Consider the following 24,507-nt stretch of genomic DNA (forward strand, 5'->3'; position numbering starts at 1 on the left):
GCCGATAACCAAAGTGATACCCGAGGTAAATGGGATAACGACAATAACGAATTGGGGATACACATGGGAATGTTAAAGAACTTTACCGTACGCCGGGTGATGCTTACCGTTTTGGGGCTGTTTTGCCTGCTGTGGTCTGCCGTGGGCGTGTTTACCGTCTATTCGCTGGCTAAGCTCGGTGACGGCAACGCCGTTGACCGTCAGCTGGTGTCCCAGATGACGATTCTAAGCAAGGGTAACGACCAGTATTTCCGTTTTATTACCCGCCTTTCACGCGTGATGGAGGCGAAAGCCGCCGGAGAAGCCACAGATTTTAAGCCGGTGCAGGAAGCGCTGGATAATATGAAAAAAGAACTTGAGCGGCTGAAAAGCGTTTCGCCTGGGCCAATGGACCCGGCAGTTTCCGCCGACGTTATCGACAAATGGCAGAAGCTGCTGGATAACGGCGTGGCCGTTCAGATGCAGCTCGCGCAGCAGGGGTCGGCTGCGGAGTATCGTCAGCAGGCAACGCAGGTGACCCCGCCGTTAAGCCGGGCATTTGGTGCCAGCAGCAGTAAATTCACCTCGGTAGCCGAAGAGCGGCTGGACCGCACCAGGGTTGCGGTAGACGGGCTGACGCGCCTGATGAAGGTGACCGTCGTGGTGGCTATCGTGATTGGGCTGCTGATCCTGCTGTTTACCGACCGCTACCTCGTTAACCTGCTGGTCAAGCCTCTGGATCGCATTCGCGAGCATTTCTCGACTATCGCCAAAGGTGACCTGAGCCACCCGATAGAGGATTTTGGCCGCAACTGCGTGGGTAAACTGTTCCCGCTGCTTGCCGAGATGCAAAGCAGCCTGCGCGAGGCGGTTAGCGCCATTCGCAGCGGCACGGAAAACATCTATCGTGGCTCGGCGGAGATTTCCTCCGGCAATAACGATCTCTCGTCGCGCACCGAGGAGCAGGCGGCGGCGCTGGAAGAGACTGCCGCCAGCATGGAACAGCTGACCGCAACGGTGAAATTCAACGCCGAGAACGCCCGCCAGGCCAGCAGCATTGCCGAGAAGGCTTCTCAAACCGCGAGCCGCAGCGGCAAGCTGGTGGGAGACGTGGTGGTCACAATGGAAGGGATTTCCAACAGCTCCAGAAAAATCAGCGAAATCACCAGCGTCATTAACAGCATTGCCTTCCAGACCAACATTCTGGCGCTGAACGCCGCCGTTGAGGCCGCACGCGCGGGCGAACAGGGACGTGGTTTTGCCGTGGTAGCGGGTGAAGTGCGCAATCTGGCTAGCCGTAGCGCAGGTGCTGCAAAAGAAATCGAAACGCTGATTGCCGATTCGGTCAGCCGCGTCAACAGCGGTTCTGCACTGGTCAACGAGGCGGGCAACACCATGAAAGAGGTGCTGAAGGCGGTGTCCGACACCACGCAAATCATGAAGCAAATTGCCTCCGCGACCGACGAGCAGAGCAAGGGGATTTCGCAGGTCAGCGTGGCCGTCAGCGAGATGGACAGCGTGACCCAACAAAACGCCGCCCTGGTCGAGCAGATTTCGGCGGCGGCGGCGGCGCTGGAAGGCCAGACGGAAACATTGCAGAAAGCGGTTGCCCGCTTCCGCCTCTCCGGGCGTGATGAAAACTTTGTTCCTGAAGCAAAGGTTAAGCCGTTAGCTAAACCCGCCGCAGCGGGCGCGGCGGCGGATGACTGGGTGGCGTTCTAATCTTTAACGGCGGGAAGGGTGCGCATCTCAATTTCGCAGCGCGCTTTTACCGCCTCATGCAGCAGCCGCACCGTGGCAGAGAGCTGTTTGCGGTGCGGGCAAATCAGGTTCAGCGGAATGCTGTCCCCCTCGTACTGGGGCAGCAGCAGCTTTAAGCGCCCGGCCCGCACATCTTCCGCCACATCCAGCCACGATTTATAAGTAATGCCTTCGCCGTGGAGCGCCAGACGGTGAATAACCTCCGCGTCGTCGCTCATCATCGTCCCTTTTACCGCTACGTGGTGCTTGTTGCCGTGGCGGGTAAACGTCCAGTTGTCATAAACCCGCCCGCGCAAAACGTAGGTCAGCGCGTTGTGCTGGGCTAAATCACTGATGGTTTTTGGCTCGCCGTGGCGCTCAATATAGTCCGGGGAAGCAACGACCACGCGGCGGTTTTCTGGCGCAACCGGGAGCGAAATAAATGAGGCATCGTCGTTGTTGCCGTAGCGGAATGCCACATCCACCGGATCTTTAAAGACGTCGGTTATTTGATCGGAAAAGAGGATTTTCAGGCTCAGGGCAGGGTGGCTGCGGCGAAACGCCTGGAACACCGCCAGCAGCATATTGCGCCCGAGGTCGGACGGCACGGCGATTTGCAAAATGCCCCGAACTTCGTCGCTGGGCGGCTGGATCTGTTCATAGCCCGCCTCAAGCGTTTGCAGCACCTGTACCGCAAACGGGAGCCAGGCCTCGCCTTCCGGCGTCAGCCTCAGGCTGCGGGTGGAGCGGGCAAACAGGCGAATATTGAGGCTTTGCTCAAGCCGCTTAATGGCGGTGCTGACCTGGGCGGGCTGTAGCCCGGCCTCTCTGGCGGTATCGCTAAAACTGTTTAACGCCGCGGCCCTGACGAACAGAGTAAGGTCTTCCAGCCTGAGCATTTTCACTCTCCGAGTATAAGTGTTGTTTCCTGGCGCCTGTTTTTCGCGTTTAGCGCTCCTTGTACCATGATTTTACTAAATTGATGAATCCATTACCTCGCTGGAGTCGCTATGAAAGCTATCGCTATTACCCGTGCCGCCGAAAACGGCAGCAATCTTGACGCGCTACAGGATATTACTTTGCCCAGGCCTCAGGCTGGCGGCCACGATATTCTGGTAGAAGTTAACGCTATTTCCGTTAACCCGGTGGACACCAAAGTTCGCGCTGGTTATGCGGGCGGCGAGCCTCGTGTGCTGGGCTGGGACGCCGTAGGCAAAGTGGTTGAAGTCGGCGAGGCCGTAACCCTGTTCCAGCCGGGTGACGAAGTCTGGTATGCCGGGTCTTTGACTCGCCCAGGCAGTAACAGCGAATATCAGCTGGTGGACGAGCGTATTGCGGCGCTGAAGCCTAAGTCCGTTGATAACGCCGCCGCTGCTGCATTGCCTCTGACGGCCATCACCGCCTGGGAGATGCTGTTCGACCGTCTTGGGATTAAGGAGAACGGCAGCGAAAATGACGTGCTGCTGATTGTTGGCGCGGCGGGCGGCGTGGGGTCAATTCTGACTCAACTGGCGCGTAAGCTGACAAAAGCGACCGTTATCGGTACGGCCTCTCGCCCTGAAAGCCAGAAATGGGCCACCGAACTGGGCGCGCATTACGTTATTGACCACAGTAAGCCGCTGACCGAAGAGCTAAAACGCATCGGCATCAAGCAGGTGACTCACGTTGCCAGCCTGACCAATACCGAGCAGCATTACGGCCAACTGATCGAAGCCCTTATTCCGCAGGGGAAATTCGCCCTGATTGACGACCCAGACGCGCTGGACGTTCGTGCCCTGAAAGCGAAAAGCATTTCGCTGCACTGGGAATTTATGTTTACCCGCTCCATGTTTACCACCAGCGATATCATCGAGCAGCATAACCTCCTGACTCGCGTGGCAAATCTTATCGACCAGGACGTGCTGCGAACCACTCTGGGCGAACATTACGGTACAATTAGCGCCGCCAACCTCAGGCGTGCCCACGAGCTGCTGGAAACCGGCCGTGCCGTTGGCAAAATCGTGCTGGAGGGGTTTTAACATGGCGAGCACGGAAACGCTGACGATCATCGCCATGTTGAAGGCGAAAGCAGGACAGAGGGAGAACCTCAAAGCGGCATTAAAGGCGCTGGTGGCGCCGAGTCGGCAAGAGCCGGGCTGCCTGGATTACGCTTTGTTCCAGCTAAAAGACGAACCGGACGCCTTTTACGTTCGCGAGTCCTGGCGCGGGCAACAGGCGCTTGAGCTGCATAACTCGCTGCCGCACCTCCAGGCTTTTATTAAGCAGATGGACGACCTGCTGGCGGAGCCTCTGAAGCTGGTGCCGCTGGAAGCGATAGACATTTAATTGGCCTGCGGTGGCCCGCCCGCCGCCGCGGAATTAAGAAATCCACAGGGAAAAATGATGAATATTATTGATGCAGCGTCTAAACGCTATGCGACCAAAGCCTTCGATGCTTCTAAAAAAATAGCCGCCGAAGAGATCGAAAAAGTTAAAAATCTGCTGCGCCTCAGCCCGTCGAGCACCAACTCGCAGCCGTGGCATTTCATTCTGGCGAGCAGCGAAGAAGGCAAGGCGCGTATTGCAAAATCCACATCAGGTTTTTACGTGTTTAACGAACGCAAAGTTCTGGATGCCTCTCACGTTGTGGTGTTCTGCACCAGAACCACCGTCGATGAAACATACCTGAAAGCCCTGCTTGAAAAAGAACAGGCAGACGGGCGTTTTGCCAGCCAGCAGGCGATGGAAGGCCAGCATAAAGGCCGCTCTTATTTTGCCAATATGCACCGCTTTGACCTGAAAGACGCCCAGCACTGGATGGAGAAGCAGGTTTACCTCAATGTGGGCAACTTCTTGCTGGGTGTTTCCACGCTTAACATTGATGCAGTGCCGATTGAAGGCTTTGACGCCCGTATTCTGGATGAAGAATTTGGCCTGCGTGATAAGGGGTTCACCAGTTCGGTTATCGTGCCGATTGGCTACCGCAGCGTGGAAGATTTCAACGCCGGGCTGCCAAAATCCCGCCTTGAGTTCAGCCAAATCCTGACCGAACTGTAATTACCGTGTTGCAGGCGAACCGTTGCTGGCTTGCCTGCATCATCCACTATTTCAGATAGCGGTAAATAGTTTGCTCGGAGGTTTCAAGCCGCCTTGCAACTTCCGCTACCGCTCCTTTAAGCGAAAACACGCCTTTGTCGTTCAGCTTGCGGACTATCTCTTTCTTTTCCTCCATCACCAGCAGCGCGGGGGAGCGGGGAGACGTTTTCAGCACATCAGAAATCTGCTCGTGCAGCATGTCGGTCATCGAAAGGCTGCTCAACGTTTCCTCATCAACTTTGTTTTCCTGCTCAGTGAACAGTAATCCCTCAATCACCTTCTTCGCCATTGAAAGCGGGGTGAGATCGACATTCATGCACAGCATGGCGATGATCTCGTTTTCTTCATCGCGGATGAAAAACGTTGAGGATCGCAGATTTTCAGACTTCCCGGGGATCCGGCCCTTGTAGTTCGTGATGAAGTCCTTGTCTTCCCACAACCTGTCCTGAATGATTTTCAGCGCAAAATCGGTAATCGTGCCGCCAGGCTGCCGCCCGGAAATAGGGTTCTGGCTGATGGCGACAATGGATTTATCGATATTCCGCAGGTCATGCAAAATCACTTCGCAATGTTCGCCATAGGTGAGGGCGATAAAATCAACCATCGGAGTCCATGACTTAATAATTTCATCCTGAGTCATATTGGCTACTCTTTCTCCGGCTGGGTAACGGCTTCGCCCCGGCTATTTTCATAGCGGCGGCCCCAGCCCACGACGATGGCAAACGACATCACCACAAACAGCGCCAGCGGGTAGAACGAGGTCAGCGACAGAGAGATCGGGTTGACGTCGTTAATAAACGGATAGTCTTTGTGCAGCGAACTGATAATTGCGGTGACGATAAAAATAAACGCGCTCAGGAAGGGAAGGATGGCCGCCAGAGTCATCGCGAAGCAGTCCAGCAGCACCGCGCGGCGGTAAGGATGCAGCGACCGGCGAGCGCCAATTTCGCTCGCTACCGGGCCAAAGGCCAGAATAGAGGCGCTGGTCACGCCGCTCACTAAAGCGGTGGCAACAATAGATCCGACAGCAATGCACCATTCCGCTCCGCGTGAAGACTGAGCCAGACGGCTGCGGCATATCGCGGAAGAAATACGCTCCATGGTGTTGCTGGCCCGCAGAATACCGATAATGCCGAACAGGGAAAGCACGAACAGAATAGTGCTTACCATGCCGCTGAACCCTTTATACAGAAAGCCTCCGGCGTTGCCGTTATCCAGCGTGAAGATGTCCTGGAGGTGAAAAATACCGGCCAGCAGGCCAATCACAATCCCGGCACAGATCCCGGAAGGAATGGCCTTGAAGATGTTGCGTGTCTTCATGGCAACCAGCAGCAGAACCGCCATAGGCACCAGCATCCACAGGCTACGCCAGGAAGCCTGGTCATGATGGGTTACCGGCAGAGAAGGAACCGGGCCGCTGTGAGTGCCAAACAGATAGAAAAATACGCAGGCAATCAGAGCGCTGACTATCGCGAACGGGAAACGCGCGGCCACTACGCCTGCTATTTCCGCACTGCCGCGGCGATGGGTATAGCTTTGGGTTGAGGAAGAGGCTACCGTGGTGTCCGAGATTGGCGCGATGTTATCGCCAAAAATTGCGCCGCACAGGATCGCGCTGGCCAGCACCACCGGGTCAGCGCCCAGCAGAATGCCGGAAGGCTAGAAAACCGGGAAGGCGGTAAAAAGGGTGCCGATGGAAGTGCCGGTCGCCGTTGAGACCACGCACACGGCCACAAAGGTAAACAGGGTAAAGGCTCCGTCATGCAGGCCAAGGTGGCTTGCCAGCAAAGCAAAGCTGTCCGCCACGCCGGACTGGGCAATCATTTTTGCATACATGCCGATGACTAAAAGAATGGTGGCGATAGTCACTGCCATTTCGCTTCCGATACCCTGAGAAACGACCGCCCTCCAGTATTCATTGACGTTGCGGGAAAAAACAGCCCCGATCATAATGGCAATAAAAGCGCACATCGCCAGCGCGGTTAAATCAAAAACGTGGTAAACCGAAAAAAACAGCGAGCATGAAATAATAAAGAGTGCTATCGGCAAGAGTGCAATATTCTTCCCGCCGTGAAAGGTGAGTTCATTTTCAATCATTGCTTATCCCCTGGTGCTGCGCTAATAAAGTGAGTGTATCTTTTATTTTATTGAGGACGGCATACAGCTTGTCGTCATCTTTATAACAGCCGTGAACCAGGCGGATAAAACCTTCTCCACCTTCGCCGTACGGCGTACCGGCATTAACAATAACCCTGGCGTGTTCTAATAAATAATCACAGATAAACGCGGAGCTTCCCAGGCTGGAAATATCTATCCAGGATAAAAATCCGCTTTCCGGCAACGCCATGGAAACTCCGGGGATTGAATTAATTATCTCAAATGCTTTTTTTCTGCGTGCATCGAATATCTGAATGTATTCATCCATAAATTGTGGCTTATCCAGTGCGGCCAGCATGCCCGCCTGCGACGACGTGTTGGTGGTGCCAAGCACGTTAACGGTACAGCCAAACAGCACGTCCATAATCCGGTCGTCCGCCACCAGGTAGCCCACGCGGAACCCGCTCAGGCCCATGCCTTTGGAAAACGAAAACACGCTAACCGTGCGCTCCCACATGCCGGGCAACGAAGCCACAGAGCAAAAATCAATATCGTCGAAAATGGCGTCTTCAAAGGCCTGGTCAACCACCAGCACCAGGTCATGGCGGATAACAAAGTCTGCAATCTGTTCCAGGCTTTCGCGGCGGAATACCGTCCCGGTAGGGTTATTGGGGTTGGTGAGCACCACCATTTTGGTTTTTACGCTCAGCTTTTCTTCGAAGGCGGCAATATCTATCTGATAGTTATTTACCGCCTTCAGCTCACGGAAACCGGCTTGCCGCCGAGCAGCTTCACGTTTAGAAAATTGCTCGGATAAGAGGGCGCATGGATCAGAACCTCATCGCCTTCATTAATAAACGGCATCATCGCGAAGAGCAGTCCGGAGTCAGAACCTGGGGTGATAAGAATATTGCGCTGCGGCTCGACATTTAAATGATTATAACGTTTCAGCTTCTCGGCTATTTTCTCTTTTAAATAAGGGTTGCCAATCGGCATTGTATAATGGCTGGCGCTTCCGTTAACCATCGACTGGCTTACGGCATCGGCAATATGCTGGGGTAATACGTGGTCGGGAAAAAAGGGATCCGCCCAGCAAAGCATGTCTACGCCGTTATTCATTAAGTCGAGTATGGCGGTGCCGACATCCGCTTTTTTTACGCTGCTAAAGAGCCCACCCTGCAATATGCTAAACTCCGGGTTCATCTTTTCACGAATATCCTGCATGGCACTTAGCCCTCAATTAATTAAATTGGCGTTAATTGATTTGGACTAAAACACGGTGATAAAAAATTATCAACACGATAAATGTTTATTATAAGAAAACGGAATGCGTGATTTTCAGGGGTATATTTTTAGCTTTCATTAATTAAAACGTAGGTGGGTGGGGTTTATTTTTCATGCAGTGAGCAAAGCAGCACTCTGGCGGGGAGTTGGAGCGGTGGATACGTTGAGCGTGCGGCCAGTTTGCGCCATATCTAATGCTTATCCGGCGAGCGGCTTTATGCCCTTTAAATCGCTTTGGCTGATGTAGCCATTGAGCCCGGGGAGTAAACGAAGAAAAACATCATATATTATTATCAAAGGATCGGGCGCACAATGCGCCAGGCATCCCTGCCCGTAAACATCCATCCGTGGCTAATCATTTGGTTTTCTAATCATTATGAAAAGAAACCTGACCCGCCACGCCAACACGTCTGCGGATCAGGTGGTCAGCGACCTGAGCAATACCAGGGAAAATGTTTAGAGATTATTATACATTTAACTGCTTGATGGATGCAAAAGATTGTGTGCGGTTGGTGCTAGCCTGATAAATATGAGGTAATTGGCGGATGAATGTTAAAATCAACTTAACAAATACAGGCGCGGCAAGAAACGCTTAGAAAGATCTACAACGGCAATACAGGTAAGGATAACGATGAAAGGAATATGTATAAAATGTGGGGAAGAAAAAACGCTGATTCAGAGTCATGTTATCAGCAAATTTATGGGCAGGCGCGTCTACCAGGGGCCAGCTAAAAGTGGAGGGTTCACTCTGGTTGGAGGAACCACACCTCCGGGAGCTGGCAGCCCTTCTAGTGTGAAAAAAATAGCCTGGAAATATCAACAAGACCTGCCGAAACCTTATTTGATGTGTGCAGATTGCGATGGCTCATTAAGCGAAGGGGAGAAGCGTCTGGCAGCGTTAATTGATGCTTCGAATGTATTGCGCAACCCGGAGCAGATTTATTCCAGCCCCTGCCTGGTTCCTACAACATTGAGTGGGCTGGAGGGTTTCAGTGAATATCAATTACCTGAAGATAAACAGCAACTTTTAAGGTGCAATGGGATTATCACCTGCTGGCGAGCGCTGCATGCGACGGCCCGAAGCAGCCGGAATTCTTTACTTACTGATTATCTGCAATCTTCGCGTGGCAGGCAGATGAACAGGGATGTAAATGACTATATCAGCTCGGAATCCAGTCCAGAGCCGGGATATTTAACCCTGTTACTTCCCCCGCTGGAGTTTACATTAGAGCTGGCTGGCCCTCAGGCTGTCGCTCCTCATGGCTGGGATGTCATGATTTACGAAGGGAATAATGGTTCCGTCACTTATGTTGTCGCGGTCTGGTTTGCTCACTGGATGCTGCTATGGGTGCCGGATAAAATGATAGATGATCCAGCTGTTGCCGACATGGTGGCGAAAATCTATTCGGCAAAAGTAGCTTCTGAGTGGCCGCTTAATATCTTGAAGCCCAGAGTGGATGAAGCTGCGGCACGTCTCGAAAAGAGACTGAATGCCAAATAATATATTCTTCGCCTGCCGCTCGGGTGAACCAAAAGCAAAAAGCCCGCTTAAGTTTCCTTAAGCGGGCTTCTCAAATATGGCTCCTCTGACTGGACTCGAACCAGTGACATACGGATTAACAGTCCGCCGTTCTACCGACTGAACTACAGAGGAATCGTGTGAACGGGGCGAATATTAGCGAGGCAGGTCAGGCTTGTCAAAGCCTGCAATGCGCCTTTTGAATCGTTTGCCGATAAAACAAGCAAGCCGGGCGATAAATCGCACTCAGACATAACTTTACAGGGCAAAGATTGCCAATATTTCGCCAGCGGTTAAGATAAGCCGGGTTAAACAGTGAGGGCGTAATGGTCAAACAGCAGCGTATAGGGATTTGGTTTCTCTGCCTGGCATGTGTAGTGGTACTGGTGTGTACCGCGCAGCGCATGGCGGGTATGCACGCGCTGCAAATGGAAGCCGCCGCTACTACCCTGGTTGCCCAGCAGGATAACCCGCAGGCTGAAGATGCCGCCCCGGTGACCCCTTGTGAACTCAGCGCCAAGTCGTTGCTGAGCGTGCCGCCGGTACTGTTTGAAGGCGCGCTGCTTGCGCTTTGCCTGCTGCTTTCTCTGCTGGCGCCGGTGCGCTCCACGCGCATGCCGTTCTTGACCCCCAGAGCCACTTCATCTCCCACCCTCAGGGTGCATCTACGCTTCTGCGTATTCCGTGAATGACAAACCGGCTGTTACCGACAGTTAGTTAATCATTTACGGAGAAAAAACATGTTTACTCGCTTCAGGCTGGCGCTGCTCAGCTTGCTATTGCTTTGGCTGCCCGTATCCTGGGCGGCGGAAACCGGCTGGCTGACTTCGCCGGACAACGATCACGCCAGCGTCAGGCTGCGCGCGGATACCGCACCTAATAACGAAACTCGCCTGCTGCTGGACGTGAAGCTGGAGAAAGGCTGGAAAACCTACTGGCGCTCGCCGGGCGAGGGCGGCGTTGCGCCGTCTATTGCCTGGCAGGGAGAAATGCCAAAGGTGGAGTGGTTCTGGCCAACGCCGGCGCGCTTTGATGTTGCCGGGATAACGACCCAGGGCTACCACAACCAGGTCACCCTCCCGATGGTTATCAAAGGCACCGCGCCGGAGGCTATAAGCGGCGTGCTGACGCTATCCACCTGTAGCAACGTCTGCCTGCTGACCGATTATCACTTCAGCGTAACGCCTACGCATCAGGACGCTCAGTTTGACCATGACTTCGCCCAGGCAATGGGGCAGGTGCCGGTTGCCAGCGGGCTGACGGACTCTCTGAATGTGGGCTATCGCCAGGGCGAACTGGTAGTGGATGCCGTGCGTGCGGGGGGCTGGAATAAGCCCGGTCTTTATCTCGACCCGCCGGAAGACGCGGACCTTGGCAAACCGCAGTTCCGTATCGAAGGCGATAGCCTTCAGGCGACGGTGCCGGTCAGCGACAGCTGGGGCGAAGGTGCGCCGGACCTGCGGGGTAAAGCGCTTACTCTGGTGCTGGAAGACGGCGGTATTGCCCAGCAAAGTACGCTGACTATCGGCTCCGCTTCTGCTGGCGCAGGAGGCAACAGCGGCATTCCGCTTTGGCAGGTCGTGCTGATGGCGCTGGTCGGCGGGCTTATCCTTAACCTCATGCCCTGCGTGCTGCCGGTGCTTGGCATGAAGCTCGGCTCGATCCTGCTGGTGCAGGAAAAAGACCGCGGTCTGGTTCGCCGCCAGTTTCTTGCCTCCGTGGCGGGTATTCTCGCCTCCTTTATGGTGCTGGCGCTGCTGATGACGGTCCTGCGCCTGACGAATCAGGCATTGGGCTGGGGTATTCAGTTCCAGAACCCGTGGTTCATCGGGTTTATGGCGGTAGTGATGCTGGTGTTCAGCGCCAGTCTGTTTGGCCTGTTTGAGTTCCGTCTTTCTTCGAATATGAACACCCGCCTGGCAACGCAGGGCGGCAGCGGCATGGCGGGGCATTTCTGGCAGGGCGCATTTGCCACGCTGCTCGCTACGCCTTGCAGCGCTCCGTTCCTGGGGACGGCAGTTGCCGTGGCGCTGACCGCTTCTTATCCGGTGCTGTGGGGGCTGTTCCTGGCACTGGGGCTGGGGATGAGCCTGCCGTGGCTGCTGATAGCTCTACGCCCCGGGCTTGCCATGCGCCTGCCTCGTCCGGGCAAATGGATGAACTGGCTGCGCCGGATCCTCGGCCTGCTGATGCTCGGCTCCGCTATCTGGCTGGCGAGCCTGCTGCTGGTGCATTTTGGCATTTCCTCCGGCAAGCCTGCGCAGGAGAACATCGCCTGGCAGCCGCTCAGCGAGCAGGCTATTCAGGACGCGCTTGCCCAACACAAGCGGGTATTTATCGACGTCACGGCCGACTGGTGTATCACCTGCAAGGCCAATAAATACAACGTGCTGAATAAAGAAGATGTGCAGGCCGCATTGCAGGCCACGGACGTGGTTGCCCTGCGCGGCGACTGGACGCTGCCTTCCCCGCAAATTACCGATTTCTTAAGAAGCCGCGGCCAGGTTGCCGTGCCTTTCAACCAAATTTATGGCCCGGGGCTGCCGGAAGGCAAAGTGCTGCCGACGCTGCTGTCTCGCGATTCGGTGCTGAGCACCCTGGACGATGCCAAAGGATCTAAACCATGAAATATATCTTCATTCTGTTTTTCGCGCTGTTCTCCGGGCTGACTATGGCCGCTAAAGAGCCGGCCGCGCCGTTTTCCGCCGAGCAGCAAAAACAGCTGGAGGTGCTGATTGAGCAGGCGCTGTTTAACGATCCGGCCAGCCCGAGCTTTGGGGCGAAAAAGCCGGTTTTAACTCTGGTCAACTTCACCGATTACAACTGTCCTTACTGCAAACAGCTGGACCCGATGCTGGAAAAAATCGTCCAGAAGTATCCGCAGGTTGCGGTGATTGTGAAACCGCTGCCGTTTAAAGGAGAAAGTTCGGTGCTCTCCGCGCGTACCGTGTTGACCACCTGGCGGCAGCATCCTGACCAGTTCCTGGCTCTGCATGAAAAACTGATGCAGAAAAAAGGCTACCACGATGCCGCAAGCATCGCCGCTGCGGTTGAGAAGAGCGGCGCAACGCCGGTTACGCCGGATGAAAAAAGCATGGAAACGCTGAGTACTAACCTCCAGCTGGCCCGGATTGTTGGGGTTCAGGGAACGCCTGCCACCATTATTGGCGATGAGATGATCCCCGGCGCGGTACCGTGGGAAACGCTTGAAGCAGTAGTAAAAGAAAAACTGGCGGCGGCCAATGGTCAGTAAGCTGAGGCGCTGGCTGCGCGAAGGATTGATTTTGCTGATGCTGCTGGCCGCCGTGATGCTGGCGATGGACTGGTGGCGAGCGCCGCACTCGCCGCCGGCTTTTGACAGCACGCCGCTGCACACTCTCGACGGGCAGACCGTCACGCTGGGGGCGCTTAGTGCCGAACGCCCGCTGCTGGTCTATTTTTGGGCCAGCTGGTGCGCGGTTTGCCGCTTTACTACGCCGGATGTGGCAAAGCTGCAAGCTGAAGGGAACAACGTCATGACGATTGCGCTTCGTTCCGGGAATGAAAGCGAAGTTGCCCGCTGGCTGGCGCGTAAAGGCGCGAGCTTCCCGGTGGTTAACGACGCGGACGGCGCTATTTCCCGAAGCTGGCAGATTGGCGTAACGCCAACGCTGGTGGTGGTAGATAAGGGTAAAGTGGTCTCCAGCACCAGCGGCTGGACCAGTTACTGGGGCATGAAACTGCGCCTGTGGTGGGCCGGAGTGTGACCGGGCGTGTCGGAACCTATCCGGCACGCTGTTTTCAGTCTCAGAATGCACCTTCGTGGTGCATTCATACCTCTTATGGGGCATAAGCAAAACCCCAGTTTCATTAATCATCCCCGAAGTCTTTATTAGTTTCTCTTATTATCCAGCCTGTTAACGCGTTTGTGCCATAAACGAGAAATGTGGCAAGCATATTGCAAAACCCATTACGACATCACTGCCATGACTGGCACTGGCATTCCGTAATAGGGGGCAAAATGAATTTAAGACGACTGAAGTACTTCGTGAAAATTGTTGATATTGGCAGCCTGACCCAGGCCGCAGAAGTACTGCACATCGCACAGCCGGCTTTGAGCCAGCAGGTTGCCACGCTCGAAGGGGAGCTGGACCAACAACTGTTGATCCGCACCAAGCGCGGCGTCACGCCGACCGAAGCAGGCAAAATTCTTTATGCCCACGCGCGCACTATTCTGCGCCAGTGCGAACAGGCTCAATTGGCGGTGAATAACGTCGGCCAGACGATTAACGGCCAGGTTGCTATCGGCCTCGCGCCTGGGATGGCGGCTTCCTCAATTACTATGCCGCTGTTACAGGCGGTTCGCGCCGAGCTGCCGGACGTGCAGGTTTATCTCCACGAGAACAGCGGCTCGCAGCTGAATGATAAATTACTGAGCGGCCAGCTCGATATGGCTGTTCTCTACGATCGCACGCCGACGGCTGGGCTGATTAGCCAGCCGCTGTTGAAAGAAGATTTGTTCCTGGTTGGCACTCGCGATTGCCCCGGAACCACGGTTGATTTATCCGACGTAGCGGCGATGAACCTGTTCCTGCCGCGTGACTATAGCGCGGTGCGCAAGCGCGTGGACGAGGCTTTCTCCCTGCGCCGCCTGACGGCAAAAATCATCGGCGAAATTGAGTCTATTTCGACCTTAACGGCGGCTATCGCCAGCGGAATGGGCGTCACCGTGCTGCCAGAGTCTGCCGCTCGCTCTCTGGCTGATTCTTCAGGCGGCTGGATGGCGCGTATTACCAGTCCGTCGCTTAATTTGCCGCTCTCCCTCAACCTTTCTGCTCGTCTGCCGCTGTCGCCGCAGGCCCAGGCGGTAAAAGATATTCTTATGTCTCTGGTGACCCGTCCGGCGCTGGAAAATCGCGAGCTGATGTTGGTGGGCTAAGCCTGCTTATTACTAAATGGAATAGGTTGCTGGTTTTTATTATTTGTCCCGCCGGGGCTGTGACTTTAACAATGGTGTAAAGAACAGTTACGATCCCGGGGGCGATGTGAATTTCCAGCAACTTAAAATAATCCGCGAGGCGGCGCGACGGGACTACAATCTCACCGAAGTCGCCAATATGCTTTTCACTTCTCAGTCGGGCGTCAGCCGCCATATACGCGAGCTGGAAGAAGAGCTTGGGATTGAAATTTTCATCCGTCGCGGCAAACGGTTATTAGGTATGACCGAACCGGGTAAGGCGCTGCTGGTGATTGCTGAGCGCATATTAAATGAAGCCAGCAACGTGCGACGGCTGGCCGATTTATTTACTAACGACACCAGTGGCGTACTGACCATTGCCACCACCCATACCCAGGCGCGCTATAGCCTGCCGGTGGTTATCAAAGCCTTCCGCGCATTATTCCCCGAAGTTCGCCTTGAACTGATTCAGGGAACGCCCCAGGAAATTGAATCTCTGCTGCACAGCGGCGCGGCGGACATTGGCATTGCCAGCGAACGCCTGAGTACAGATCCGCTGGTGGTCGCCTACCCGTGGTTCCGCTGGTATCACAGCCTGCTGGTTCCGCAGGGCCACCCGCTGATTCATGCCAGCCCGCTGACGCTGGACGACATCAGCCGCTGGCCGCTAATTACCTACAGGCAGGGAATTACCGGGCGTTCACGTATTGATGAGGCTTTTACCCGACGCGGGTTGACGGCGGACGTGGTGCTGAGCGCGCAGGACTCCGACGTGGTGAAAACCTATGTTGAGCTTGGCTTAGGCATCGGGCTTGTTGCCGACCAGGCCAGCGGCGAAGAGGGGAGTAGTCTGGTAAGGCTTGATACCCGCCACCTGTTTGACGCCAACACCGTCTGGCTGGGTATCCGGCGCGGCCAGCTTCAGCGCAATTATGTCTGGCGCTTTATCGAGTTGTGTAATCCCGAGCTGTCGGTGGATGAGATCAAACGCCTGGCGCTGGAGCCGGAAGAACCTGCGATTGATTATCAAATTTAGTATTTCCCTGTCCCCGCTGTGGTATTTCCAGTCATTGTTAATGAAATATTAAGTAATTAAATAAAGCAGCAGCGCAGTGAGTTTATATACACTGTGCTCTTGCTGTATTTGGAAATTTAGTGTGCGAAAAATTCTTCCCTCTGCGAAATATGATTTAAAAATAATCCCTATCGCAAATTATCGATCAATCATTAAGCCATTAATAGTCCAGGGCTATCCATGTGGCCAGGTCATGCGAAAAAACCGATCAAATTCATAAAGTTAATCTGAATGTATCCGATAAGCCTGTACGAGGTGATTCCATCCCTTTGTGTTTATTTCATCTCTGTGGTTTCGACCACAGGGGATTCTGCACATTCATAAAAATATGCTTCCCAGGGAGAAAAAATGTCACTACATGATGTGAAAATTCGCAGCAAATTAACGCTGACGATTGCCTTTTTTATTTTATTGATGGTCTTCAGTTCGGTGCTTTCTTTGTTAAGCCTGAACCGGGCAAATACCGGTATTCAGACGATTGTTAATAGCGATTACCCCACCACGGTTAAAGCGAATGACCTGGTTGATAGCTTTCAGGAATTCGTTAACACCCAGCAACTGATGCTGCTGGACGATGCCGGTACGTTCCGTGAGAAGTCAGAAAAGCATCTGGGTGAGCTAAGTGCGCACATTACGGGTCTGCTTGCTGACCTGAGCAAATCAAGTACCGACGCGGCTTCGCAGAAAGCATTGCAGGAATTGGCCGCCATTCGTAAAGAATACCTGGACTCCCGCTTCCGTATTTTGCAGGCCGTGCAGCAAAACAATCGCCCGGCTGCATTACAGGAGATGATGGGCACCACGATTCAGGTACAGGAGAAATACAAGGCTAAAGTTCAGGAACTGATCGCTATTCAGAACCAGAAAATGGACGCCGCCGGGCAGCGTGTAGATAAAGATTATCGCTCTAACCGCCTGATTATGATCCTGCTGACGCTGCTCAGCATCGCGCTGGGTACGGTGATTGGCGTCTTTATTGTCCGCTCTATTACCCGCCCTCTGGTGCAGGCGGTCGAGTTTGCCGAGGCGATTGCCGAAGGCGACCTGACACGCAGCATTACCGTAACCCATAAAGATGAAACCGGAGAACTGCTGCAGGCGCTGATGAGCATGAAGGTGCGCCTGCAAGAGATTGTCCATCAGGTTCAGCAGGGGTCAGAAACCATCTCCTCGGCGGCGGCGCAAATTGTTGCCGGTAACCAGGATCTGGCGGCGCGAACCGAAGAGCAGGCCAGCTCGGTTGAGCAAACGGCGGCTTCAATGGAGCAGATTACCGCGACGGTTAAAAACACCTACGATCACACCAACGAAGCGACCAAACTTTCTTCCGAAGCGGCATCTGTGGTGAAAAACAACGGCCAGATGATGTCCCAGGTCACCAGCAAAATGCGCGTGATTAACGAAACATCTAACCGTATGTCGGACATTATCAATCTTATCGACTCCATCGCCTTCCAGACCAATATTCTGGCCCTGAATGCGGCGGTTGAAGCGGCTCGCGCGGGGGAACATGGGCGTGGTTTTGCGGTGGTTGCCGGTGAAGTTCGCCAGCTGGCGCAGAAAAGTGCCTCTTCTGCGAGCGAGATCAGAAGCCTGATTGAAAACTCCACCACTCAAACCCGCGACGGCATGGGGCTGGTTGAGAAGGCAAACGCCCAGATTGCCGGGATGATCAGCAACGTGCAGGAAATGGACAGTATACTCGGCGAAATCAAGCAAGCGAGCCAGGAGCAAACCGACGGTATTTCGCAAATCAACAGCGCCATCGGCATGATTGACTCCACCACGCAGCAGAACTCAGCGCTGGTGGAAGAGTCCGTTGCCGCCGCCGCGTCGCTCAACGATCAGGCTCAGCAGCTGCGCGACCTGGTTCGCGTTTTCCGCCTGCGGTAATCTCCTCGTCACTTCCGTTAAGCCAGCATCCGCTGGCTTTTTTCTTTTCTCCAGCCCGCTTTTTTTAACCTTCGGCATGACAACACAACTCATTATTGTTATGTTATAACATATCAATAATGACTATGAAGTCAGTAAGGAGTTGCAATGTCATCGTTAACACAGGCGAATAAAGGGGCGAAAAAGCTGCCCGTTACCGTGCTGTCCGGGTTTTTGGGCGCCGGGAAAACCACGCTACTGAACCATATTTTAAATAACCGGGAAGGGCGACGCGTCGCGGTGATTGTCAACGATATGTCCGAAGTGAATATCGACGCTGCGCTGGTGCGCGAAGGTGGCTCAAGCCTGACGCGCACCGATGAGAAACTGGTTGAGATGAGCAACGGCTGCATTTGCTGCACGCTGCGCGAAGACCTGCTGGTGGAAATTAGCCAGCTTGCGAGGGAAGGGCGCTTTGATAACCTGGTGATTGAGTCAACCGGGATTTCCGAACCTCTGCCGGTCGCAGAGACGTTTACCTTTGTGGATGATAAGGGCGAAAGCCTGTCTGATATCGCGCTGCTGGATACCATGGTGACGGTGGTGGACGGTTTTAACTTCCTTCGTGACTATGAATCTTATGAGAGCATTCAGTCGCGCGGGGAATCGATGGGGGAGGACGACGAACGCACGGTGGTTGACCTGCTTATCGACCAGATTGAATTTTGCGACGTGCTGATCCTCAACAAAACGGATCTTATTGGCGACGAAGAGAAAAGGCGGCTGATGTCCGTGCTGCATTCCCTTAACCCGAGAGCCAAAATCATTACTTCGTCGTTTAGCCAGGTAAGCCTTGACCAGGTTCTGAATACCGGGCTGTTTGACTTTGACGCCGCCGCACAGGCTCCGGGCTGGCTAAAAGAGCTGCGTGGCGAACATACTCCTGAAACGGAAGAGTACGGTATCCGCAATTTTGTTTTTCGCGCTCGTCGCCCCTTCCATCCGGCTCGTTTCCAGATGGTTGCCGATGCTGGGTTAAAAGGCGTTCTTCGCTCTAAAGGTTTCTTCTGGCTGGCGAGCCGCCCGCAGTATGCCGGGTCGTGGTCCCACGCTGGCGGCGTGATGCGCCAGGGGCTGGCGGGGATGTGGTGGGCAAGTATTCCCCGGGAACAGTGGCCGCAGGATCCTGAAAGTCTCCGGCACATCATGAACAACTGGAAGGACGGCATCGGCGATGCGCGCCAGGAAATTGTCTTTATTGGCATTGATATGGATGAAGCTGGCCTGCGCGAGAAGCTGGAATATGCTTTGCTGACCGATACCGAAATGGCGGAAGGTCCGCAAGCCTGGGCGAAATACTACGATCCAGTTGATGCGTGGTTTGAATAGCAAAAGCCTTACCCGGCCCGGCTGCCACACCTGAAGGCAGCCGGGTTTGTCAGGTTTAATGCAGTTCCAGAGCGTAATCGTCCACCGGCGTGATTTTCTTAATCAGCTTATTATCAAACAGGAACTGCTCGTAGGCCTGATAACGTGCGCGATCGAGCATTGCCGGGTCTGCGGCAAACAGCGGAAGGCTGGCCTGCCAGGCCAGTTTATTCAGCGGGGTGTTTAGCTCAGGATGTTTTTTGGCGAATGCCAGCCAGGTTTCCTGCGGGTGTGCCTGAAGATACTCATTGCCTTTCTTCAGCGCGGCGAGGAATTTCTTTATCTTCGGCTCTGCCGCCGTTTTACGGTTGGCAACGATAATCAGCTCGTCGTAGGCCGGTACGCCGTAGTCTTCAACGTTGAACACGACCGGATCTTTGCCCTGAAGTTTTAGCTCCTGCGCCTCAATATTACGATAGCCGCCAATTACCGCATCCACCTGGCCCGCCAGCAGGGCGCCGGTCAGCTGGAAGTTCACGTTAATTAACTTCATATCGTCAGGCGAAATATGCTCATGGGCGGCCATAGTCGCAAGCGTGGCCTGCTCGATGCCGCTAACCGAATAGCCAATTTTTTTGCCTTTCAGGCCCGCCGGGGAAGTGATGCTTTTATCCAGGGTCATCACCGTGTTCAGGGGGGTGTTGATAAGCGTGCCAACGCGAACCAGAGGCAGACCCTGGTCGGCAAAGAAATGCAGCTGCGGCTGGTAGGTAATAGCTAAATCCGCCTGCCCGGCGGCGACAAGGCGAGGCGGCAGAGCCGGGTCGGAAGGCGGGACAATTTTGACGTCCAACCCTTGTTCTTTAAAAGCCCCGATCTGCTCGGCGACCAGGATTGGCGCGTGATCCGGATTAATGTACCAGTCGAGCACCAGAGTCAGTTTTTCAGCAGCGCCAGCCTGAGCGGCTATCGTCGCGCCAAGCAGCAGCCCGAAGGCGGTTTTTTTCAGCATTTTGTTCCCTTAATAAATAGAGACATCATTCGTTTTCCGGCACCCAGGTAATCAGGTGCTTCAGCAGCGCATCCACCGCCAGCCAAAGCAGGACGGTCATCAGCACCAGAATAAAAAGCGCGGCGAAGCAAACGTCGGCTTGCATGCGCGCGTTGGCGTTCAGCATCACGTAACCCAGCCCCTCGGCCGAGCCGACCCATTCCCCGATAATCGCGCCGATTGGCGCAACGGCGGCGGCCATGCGCAGGCCGGAACCGAATGCGGGCAGCGCCGCCATCAGCCGGACATGCCTTAACTGCGCCCGGCGTGAAGCGCCCATGGTTTGGGCGAGATCGAGATAGTCGCCGTTGACCCGGCGCATTCCGTCAAAAAAGGCCGAAACCACCGGGAAAAAGATAACCAACACCGCCATCGCCACCTTGGCGCTCATCCCGAACCCAAACCACAGCACCAGGAGCGGCGCGAGGGCAAACACCGGGATCGCCTGGCTGGTGAGCACCAGCGGCATCAGCCAGCGTTGCAGGCGGGGCGAGAAAATCATCCCCAGCGCCAGCAACGCCCCCAGCAGTACGCCGAGCAGCAGGCCGCTGATAATTTCAGATGCGGTAACCAGCGTGTGCCAGGCAAGATAATCCCGGCCATTCCACAACGCCTGCGCTACGGCACCAGGAGAGGGCAGCAGAAAAGCAGGAATATCGCCCAGAGTGGCCAGCCACCAAAGCACCACCAGGCCGACAAATACCGTCAGACCCCGGCGCAGGCGAACCAGGACGTGTTCTTTCTCCCCGGTCATTGCGCGGCCCTGATCAGCTGTTGCAGCAGCCCGGCTTGGCTTTTCAGCAGGTCGGGATCGTCCGGCGCACGCGGAGGTTGCCCGGCAACAACGTGCGTATCGTCGATACCCGCAGGCCAGCGCGACAGCACCAGGATACGGTGGCTGAGGCGGCAGGCTTCCATCGGGTCGTGGGTTATCAACAGCACGGTATTCTCCGCCAGCAGCTCGGCGGCCAGATCCTGAATTGCGGTGCGGGTGATGGCGTCCAGTGCAGAAAACGGCTCGTCCATCAGCACGATGGGCCGGCGTTCATATAGCGTCCGTGCGATGGCGGCACGCTGGCGCATACCGCCAGAAAGCTCTGCCGGTAGGGCGCGAGCGTGACCGCTCAAACCTACCCGCTCAAGCAGATGAGCCGCCCATTGCCGGTCAACCGTTTCACCCCGTAGGCGTGAGCCAAGCGCTACGTTTTCTTCGATAGTCAGCCACGGATAAAGCAGGTCTTTTTGCCCCATCCAGGCCATTCGCCCAGCAATGGGCTGCCCATCGCTGCCGGTAACGCTCCCGGCGTCAGCCTGCGCAAGCCCGGCGATTATCTTCAGCAGGCTGGTTTTTCCCGCGCCGCTGGCCCCGAGCAGGGCAACAAAACTGCCGCCTGCAATATCGAAGTTCAGCTTCTCGAAAATGACCTGCTTACCAAAGTGCAGGCTGAGATCCCGTACCTGAATGCCGGGTGGGGTTAGCTTGCCGGTCATGAGGCGTTTAGCCCCATCTGCCAAAAGGCCGACTCCAGCCGGGTGGCGGTGGTGAAAATCTCCGCCAGTTCAGGTAAGCGTCTTTCGGCACCGCGCTGGTGGCCGACGGTTTCCAGCAGGTTGATAGAGGCCTGCACTCCGGCCAGATAACCCTCGTCACCGTAATTGCGTATCCACGAAGCATAAGGATTGCCTTCCATCACCGTGGCAGGACTGTGCAGCAGGTTCAGACCAATTTCAGCGTAACCTGCCACGCAGGGCATCAGGGCTGCCAGCAGATCGAGCGCGTCGCCGGAGTGACCGATATCCAGCACGTAGCGGGTGTAGTTTATGGTTTCCGGCGCTTCCTGCTGGGCCACAATTTGCTCTTCGCTTAAGCCCCAACGGGTGCAATAGGCGATGTGCAGCGGTAGTTCGGCAACGATGGCATTGAGCGACGCGGTGGCGGTGCGCATTTCCGGCAGGGTGCGGAGTTTGCTGACCAGCAGGGCATAGGCACGGGCAAAGTGGATCAGGAACAGATAATCCTGGGTCAGATAGCGGCGAAACGCGGCTTCGGGCAGGGTGCCGACGGCTAATTGCTGGATAAACGGGTGAGCAACGTAGTCCTGCCAGTGGCTACCAGCCTGCTGGCGTAACCGTCCGTAAAGACCCTTTTCGAAAAGTGGGGTGAACATTGGACCTCCTGAATAAGTGGAGATCCGGGCACGCTGGGGGTGAGAACAGGCCATAGGCTAAGCGCTATGGCCGACCGTCCCTTCGCTGGCATGACCCAGATCAGGTTCAAAGGGTTCGGCTTACGCCATCTCAGCCCATAACAGGACACCCCTCGGAGGTGCCTGTTATACGATATTTACTTTTTGATTACAATCGCCGTCGGGGAGCCTGGCGGCTGGCGTAACTGTTTCGTTTAGTGCGGTTTACGGAGATTTCGCTGGCGCAGGAGGCGCAATTTTTGTCACTGTAAGCCTGTGATTTCGAGTCTGAGGATAGTCCCCGATGAAAAAAATTGGTTTTCTGTCGTTCGGCCACTGGTCGCCTTCTCCCCAGTCCGGCACCCGTTCAGCGGCCGACGCGCTGTTGCAGTCCATCGATCTTGCCGTTGCCGCCGAAGAGCTGGGCGCGGACGGCGCTTATTTCCGCGTTCACCACTTCGCCCGGCAGCTTAGCTCCCCGTTTCCCCTGCTGGCGGCCATTGGTGCAAAAACTAAACGTATAGAAATTGGCACCGGCGTTATCGACATGCGCTACGAAAACCCGCTCTATATGGCGGAAGATGCCGGAGCGGCAGACTTGATTTCCGGCAGCCGTTTACAGCTCGGCATCAGCCGCGGCTCGCCCGAGCAGGTGATCGACGGCTGGCGCTACTTCGGCTATGTTCCTGCCGAAGGCGAAACCGAAGCCGATATGGCTCGCCGCCATACCGAAGTCTTTCTTGAAGCGCTGAAGGGGGAAGGCTTCGCGGAGCCTAACCCGCAGCCGATGTTCCCAAATCCGCCCGGCCTGCTGCGCCCGGAACCCTATTCCGCGGGATTGCGGGAGCGTATCTGGTGGGGTGCCAGCTCTAACGCCACTGCCGTGTGGGCGGCGCAGCTGGGCATGCATCTGCAAAGTTCGACGCTGAAAAACGATGAAACCGGCGAGCCGTTCCACATCCAGCAGGCTAAGCAGATCCGCGCCTACCGCGAAGCATGGAAAACGGCGGGGCATACCCGCGAGCCGAGAGTTTCCGTTAGCCGCAGCATCTTCGCCCTGATGGACCAGCGGGACCGCAGTTACTTTGGCGGCAGCGGCAAAGAGGGTGACCAGGTCGGCTATATCGACCAGCAAACCAGAGCTATCTTCGGGCGCAGCTACGTCGCCGAACCGGAGCTGCTGATCAAACAGCTGGCGCAGGACGAAGCCATCGCCGAAGCCGATACCCTGCTGTTAACCGTCCCGAACCAGCTTGGCGTGGATTATAACGCGCACGTTATTGAATCTATTCTCAAATACGTCGCGCCTGAATTGGGCTGGCGTTAAGCGAAGGCAGGAACCAGAAGGGCGTCGTGATGCATACGGATTTTTACTGGATTAATGAACCACAGGTGTGGAAACAGGAAAACGGCTCTCTTGCGGTGATAACCGATGAAAAGACCGATTTTTGGCGAAAAACCTGGTACGATTTTGAAAGATTCTCCGGCCATTTTTATGGACGCGAAGTCGCCGGTGATTTTACTTTCCAGGTGAAAGTAAAAGCAGATTTCAGCGCGCTCTATGACCAGGCTGGCATCATGTTTGTGGCGAATAAAGAGCGTTGGCTAAAGGCCGGGATTGAGTTTAATGATGGCGCACCGGCTATCGGCAGCGTGTTAACGCTTGACCAGTCTGACTGGGCAACCGGGCTTTTCCCCGGTGATGCCCGTCAGTTCTGGATGCGCCTGACCCGTAAAGGTGACAGCCTTCGCCTGCAATATTCGGTAGACGGTAAAACCTGGCCTTTGTTGCGGCTGGCGCATTTCCCGGTGACGGAGAAATGCAGCGTAGGAGTTATGTGCTGTACCCCGGAGCGGGGAGGGCTGGCGGTAACGTTCGAAGATATTGTGCTAAGTGATGCGCTGGATAAAGACCTGCACGATTTAAGCTAATGTCTGGACATTCTAAAGCCTGCCCTGGGAGACATGGCGGGCTGTTTTAGCGCGGCTTTAGCTGGTAAATCCAGGCGGTAACCTTCTGGCCCTCAAGGGTTGTGACCTCGACCTTAACGCGGTCGTAGCCATCTTCAAATTCGTCCAGCATCGGCCAGTGCGCATGGAGATTGCTGGATAAGAACAGGTAGCCCTGAACCTGAGGGCCATCTTTATCCAGCACAATGCCGGGAAAGTCAGCGGCAGCTCCCCAGCCTCTCTCATAAAAGGTTCCGGTCACATAACCCGGCAGCCACTCACCGCCGATGTTCTCCATAATGTGAGCATTGGAATGACCGGGGCGCAGCGTACCGTAGACAAATAACGAATCCATATTTCCTCATCATTTAAAGC

At 55.2% G+C, this 24,507-nt stretch carries 22 protein-coding genes, 1 tRNA gene, 2 pseudogenes and 1 riboswitch; of the genes and pseudogenes, 15 read left to right on the top strand and 10 right to left on the bottom strand.

Annotation, left to right across the window (positions count from 1 at the left end):
* Positions 1 to 63 precede the first annotated feature (63 nt).
* The gene (locus FOC35_RS16735; RefSeq protein ID WP_172570387.1) at positions 64 to 1,701 is read left to right on the top strand and encodes a methyl-accepting chemotaxis protein; all 1,638 of its coding nucleotides are present in this window, start codon (positions 64 to 66) and stop codon (positions 1,699 to 1,701) included.
* Here FOC35_RS16735 and FOC35_RS16740 read toward each other — a convergent pair.
* Positions 1,698 to 2,618, bottom strand: a complete 921-nt coding sequence (locus FOC35_RS16740) for a LysR family transcriptional regulator (protein ID WP_172569566.1) — start codon at positions 2,616 to 2,618, stop codon at positions 1,698 to 1,700. The genes FOC35_RS16735 and FOC35_RS16740 overlap by 4 nt on opposite strands.
* 111 nt (positions 2,619 to 2,729) lie before the next feature.
* On the opposite strand from FOC35_RS16740, the gene FOC35_RS16745 reads away from it, so the two are divergent.
* From FOC35_RS16745 to nfsB, 3 genes are read left to right on the top strand one after another with little or no spacing between them, the layout of a single operon-like run.
* Positions 2,730 to 3,737 carry a zinc-binding alcohol dehydrogenase family protein gene (locus FOC35_RS16745; protein WP_172569567.1) on the top strand — a complete coding sequence of 336 codons (1,008 nt, stop codon included), beginning with the start codon at positions 2,730 to 2,732 and terminating at the stop codon, positions 3,735 to 3,737.
* A 1-nt stretch (position 3,738) separates the two neighbouring features.
* Positions 3,739 to 4,044, top strand: a complete 306-nt coding sequence (locus tag FOC35_RS16750; protein ID WP_172569568.1) for a putative quinol monooxygenase — start codon at positions 3,739 to 3,741, stop codon at positions 4,042 to 4,044.
* Positions 4,045 to 4,101: 57 nt separating this feature from the next.
* On the top strand, positions 4,102 to 4,755 hold the full coding sequence (gene nfsB, locus FOC35_RS16755) for an oxygen-insensitive NAD(P)H nitroreductase (protein ID WP_172570388.1): 654 nt from the start codon (positions 4,102 to 4,104) through the stop codon (positions 4,753 to 4,755).
* Between the two features lie 46 nt (positions 4,756 to 4,801).
* Here nfsB and FOC35_RS16760 read toward each other — a convergent pair whose 3' ends face one another.
* The 3 genes and pseudogenes from FOC35_RS16760 to FOC35_RS16770 all read right to left on the bottom strand — a co-directional run bounded on the left by FOC35_RS16760 (position 4,802) and on the right by FOC35_RS16770 (position 8,115).
* A complete protein-coding gene (locus FOC35_RS16760) occupies positions 4,802 to 5,434 on the bottom strand; it encodes a transcriptional regulator (RefSeq protein WP_172569569.1) in 633 nt (210 codons plus the stop codon).
* A gap of 5 nt (positions 5,435 to 5,439) precedes the next feature.
* A pseudogene (locus FOC35_RS16765) lies at positions 5,440 to 6,888 on the bottom strand (Na+/H+ antiporter NhaC family protein).
* Positions 6,884 to 8,115: pseudogene (locus tag FOC35_RS16770) on the bottom strand (pyridoxal phosphate-dependent aminotransferase). The pseudogenes FOC35_RS16765 and FOC35_RS16770 overlap by 5 nt, the downstream one beginning before the upstream one ends.
* 691 nt (positions 8,116 to 8,806) lie before the next feature.
* Here FOC35_RS16770 and FOC35_RS16775 point away from each other — a divergent pair.
* Complete coding sequence (locus tag FOC35_RS16775) at positions 8,807 to 9,676, top strand: hypothetical protein (protein ID WP_172569570.1); 870 nt, start codon at positions 8,807 to 8,809, stop codon at positions 9,674 to 9,676.
* A 77-nt stretch (positions 9,677 to 9,753) separates the two neighbouring features.
* On the opposite strand, the gene FOC35_RS16780 is transcribed toward FOC35_RS16775, so the two are convergent.
* A tRNA-Asn gene (locus FOC35_RS16780) sits at positions 9,754 to 9,829 on the bottom strand.
* 191 nt (positions 9,830 to 10,020) lie between these two features.
* Here FOC35_RS16780 and FOC35_RS16785 point away from each other — a divergent pair.
* The 8 genes from FOC35_RS16785 to zigA all read left to right on the top strand — a co-directional run bounded on the left by FOC35_RS16785 (position 10,021) and on the right by zigA (position 18,966).
* On the top strand, positions 10,021 to 10,386 hold the full coding sequence (locus tag FOC35_RS16785; RefSeq protein ID WP_016537110.1) for a hypothetical protein: 366 nt from the start codon (positions 10,021 to 10,023) through the stop codon (positions 10,384 to 10,386).
* 48 nt (positions 10,387 to 10,434) lie between these two features.
* On the top strand, positions 10,435 to 12,321 hold the full coding sequence (locus tag FOC35_RS16790) for a protein-disulfide reductase DsbD (protein ID WP_172569571.1): 1,887 nt from the start codon (positions 10,435 to 10,437) through the stop codon (positions 12,319 to 12,321).
* A complete protein-coding gene (locus tag FOC35_RS16795; protein WP_172569572.1) occupies positions 12,318 to 12,947 on the top strand; it encodes a DsbA family protein in 630 nt (209 codons plus the stop codon). Before FOC35_RS16790 ends, FOC35_RS16795 begins: the two co-directional genes overlap by 4 nt.
* Positions 12,937 to 13,440 (top strand): protein disulfide oxidoreductase, encoded by a 504-nt coding sequence (locus tag FOC35_RS16800; RefSeq protein WP_016537107.1) that lies wholly within the window; start codon positions 12,937 to 12,939, stop codon positions 13,438 to 13,440. Before FOC35_RS16795 ends, FOC35_RS16800 begins: the two co-directional genes overlap by 11 nt.
* Positions 13,441 to 13,694: 254 nt before the next feature.
* Positions 13,695 to 14,612, top strand: a complete 918-nt coding sequence (gene nac / locus FOC35_RS16805) for a nitrogen assimilation transcriptional regulator NAC (protein ID WP_016537106.1) — start codon at positions 13,695 to 13,697, stop codon at positions 14,610 to 14,612.
* A 106-nt stretch (positions 14,613 to 14,718) separates the two neighbouring features.
* On the top strand, positions 14,719 to 15,666 hold the full coding sequence (gene cbl / locus FOC35_RS16810; protein ID WP_039898381.1) for an HTH-type transcriptional regulator Cbl: 948 nt from the start codon (positions 14,719 to 14,721) through the stop codon (positions 15,664 to 15,666).
* A 387-nt stretch (positions 15,667 to 16,053) separates the two neighbouring features.
* On the top strand, positions 16,054 to 17,598 hold the full coding sequence (locus tag FOC35_RS16815) for a methyl-accepting chemotaxis protein (RefSeq protein WP_172569573.1): 1,545 nt from the start codon (positions 16,054 to 16,056) through the stop codon (positions 17,596 to 17,598).
* Between the two features lie 147 nt (positions 17,599 to 17,745).
* Positions 17,746 to 18,966 carry a zinc metallochaperone GTPase ZigA gene (zigA, locus tag FOC35_RS16820; protein WP_172569574.1) on the top strand — a complete coding sequence of 407 codons (1,221 nt, stop codon included), beginning with the start codon at positions 17,746 to 17,748 and terminating at the stop codon, positions 18,964 to 18,966.
* A gap of 55 nt (positions 18,967 to 19,021) precedes the next feature.
* On the opposite strand, the gene FOC35_RS16825 is transcribed toward zigA, so the two are convergent.
* From FOC35_RS16825 to tenA, 4 genes are read right to left on the bottom strand one after another with little or no spacing between them, the layout of a single operon-like run.
* On the bottom strand, positions 19,022 to 19,957 hold the full coding sequence (locus FOC35_RS16825) for an ABC transporter substrate-binding protein (protein WP_172569575.1): 936 nt from the start codon (positions 19,955 to 19,957) through the stop codon (positions 19,022 to 19,024).
* A gap of 25 nt (positions 19,958 to 19,982) precedes the next feature.
* Positions 19,983 to 20,750: an ABC transporter permease gene (locus FOC35_RS16830; protein ID WP_172569576.1), complete on the bottom strand. Its 768-nt coding sequence runs from the start codon at positions 20,748 to 20,750 to the stop codon at positions 19,983 to 19,985.
* Positions 20,747 to 21,487, bottom strand: coding sequence for an ABC transporter ATP-binding protein (locus FOC35_RS16835; RefSeq protein WP_172569577.1), 741 nt, complete (start codon positions 21,485 to 21,487; stop codon positions 20,747 to 20,749). The genes FOC35_RS16830 and FOC35_RS16835 overlap by 4 nt, the downstream gene beginning before the upstream one ends.
* Positions 21,484 to 22,164 (bottom strand): thiaminase II, encoded by a 681-nt coding sequence (tenA, locus tag FOC35_RS16840; RefSeq protein WP_172569578.1) that lies wholly within the window; start codon positions 22,162 to 22,164, stop codon positions 21,484 to 21,486. The genes FOC35_RS16835 and tenA overlap by 4 nt, the downstream gene beginning before the upstream one ends.
* Before the next feature lie 60 nt (positions 22,165 to 22,224).
* Positions 22,225 to 22,327, bottom strand: a riboswitch (TPP riboswitch).
* Between the two features lie 159 nt (positions 22,328 to 22,486).
* Here tenA and FOC35_RS16845 point away from each other — a divergent pair.
* Positions 22,487 to 23,509: an LLM class flavin-dependent oxidoreductase gene (locus FOC35_RS16845; RefSeq protein WP_172569579.1), complete on the top strand. Its 1,023-nt coding sequence runs from the start codon at positions 22,487 to 22,489 to the stop codon at positions 23,507 to 23,509.
* A 29-nt stretch (positions 23,510 to 23,538) separates the two neighbouring features.
* Complete coding sequence (locus FOC35_RS16850; RefSeq protein WP_172569580.1) at positions 23,539 to 24,114, top strand: DUF1349 domain-containing protein; 576 nt, start codon at positions 23,539 to 23,541, stop codon at positions 24,112 to 24,114.
* Between the two features lie 46 nt (positions 24,115 to 24,160).
* On the opposite strand, the gene FOC35_RS16855 is transcribed toward FOC35_RS16850, so the two are convergent.
* Complete coding sequence (locus tag FOC35_RS16855; protein WP_172569581.1) at positions 24,161 to 24,487, bottom strand: gamma-glutamylcyclotransferase family protein; 327 nt, start codon at positions 24,485 to 24,487, stop codon at positions 24,161 to 24,163.
* Positions 24,488 to 24,507: the final 20 nt, after the last annotated feature.

This window comes from Cedecea sp. FDAARGOS_727, assembly GCF_012273235.1.
Taxonomy (GTDB): Bacteria; Pseudomonadota; Gammaproteobacteria; order Enterobacterales; family Enterobacteriaceae; genus Cedecea; species Cedecea davisae.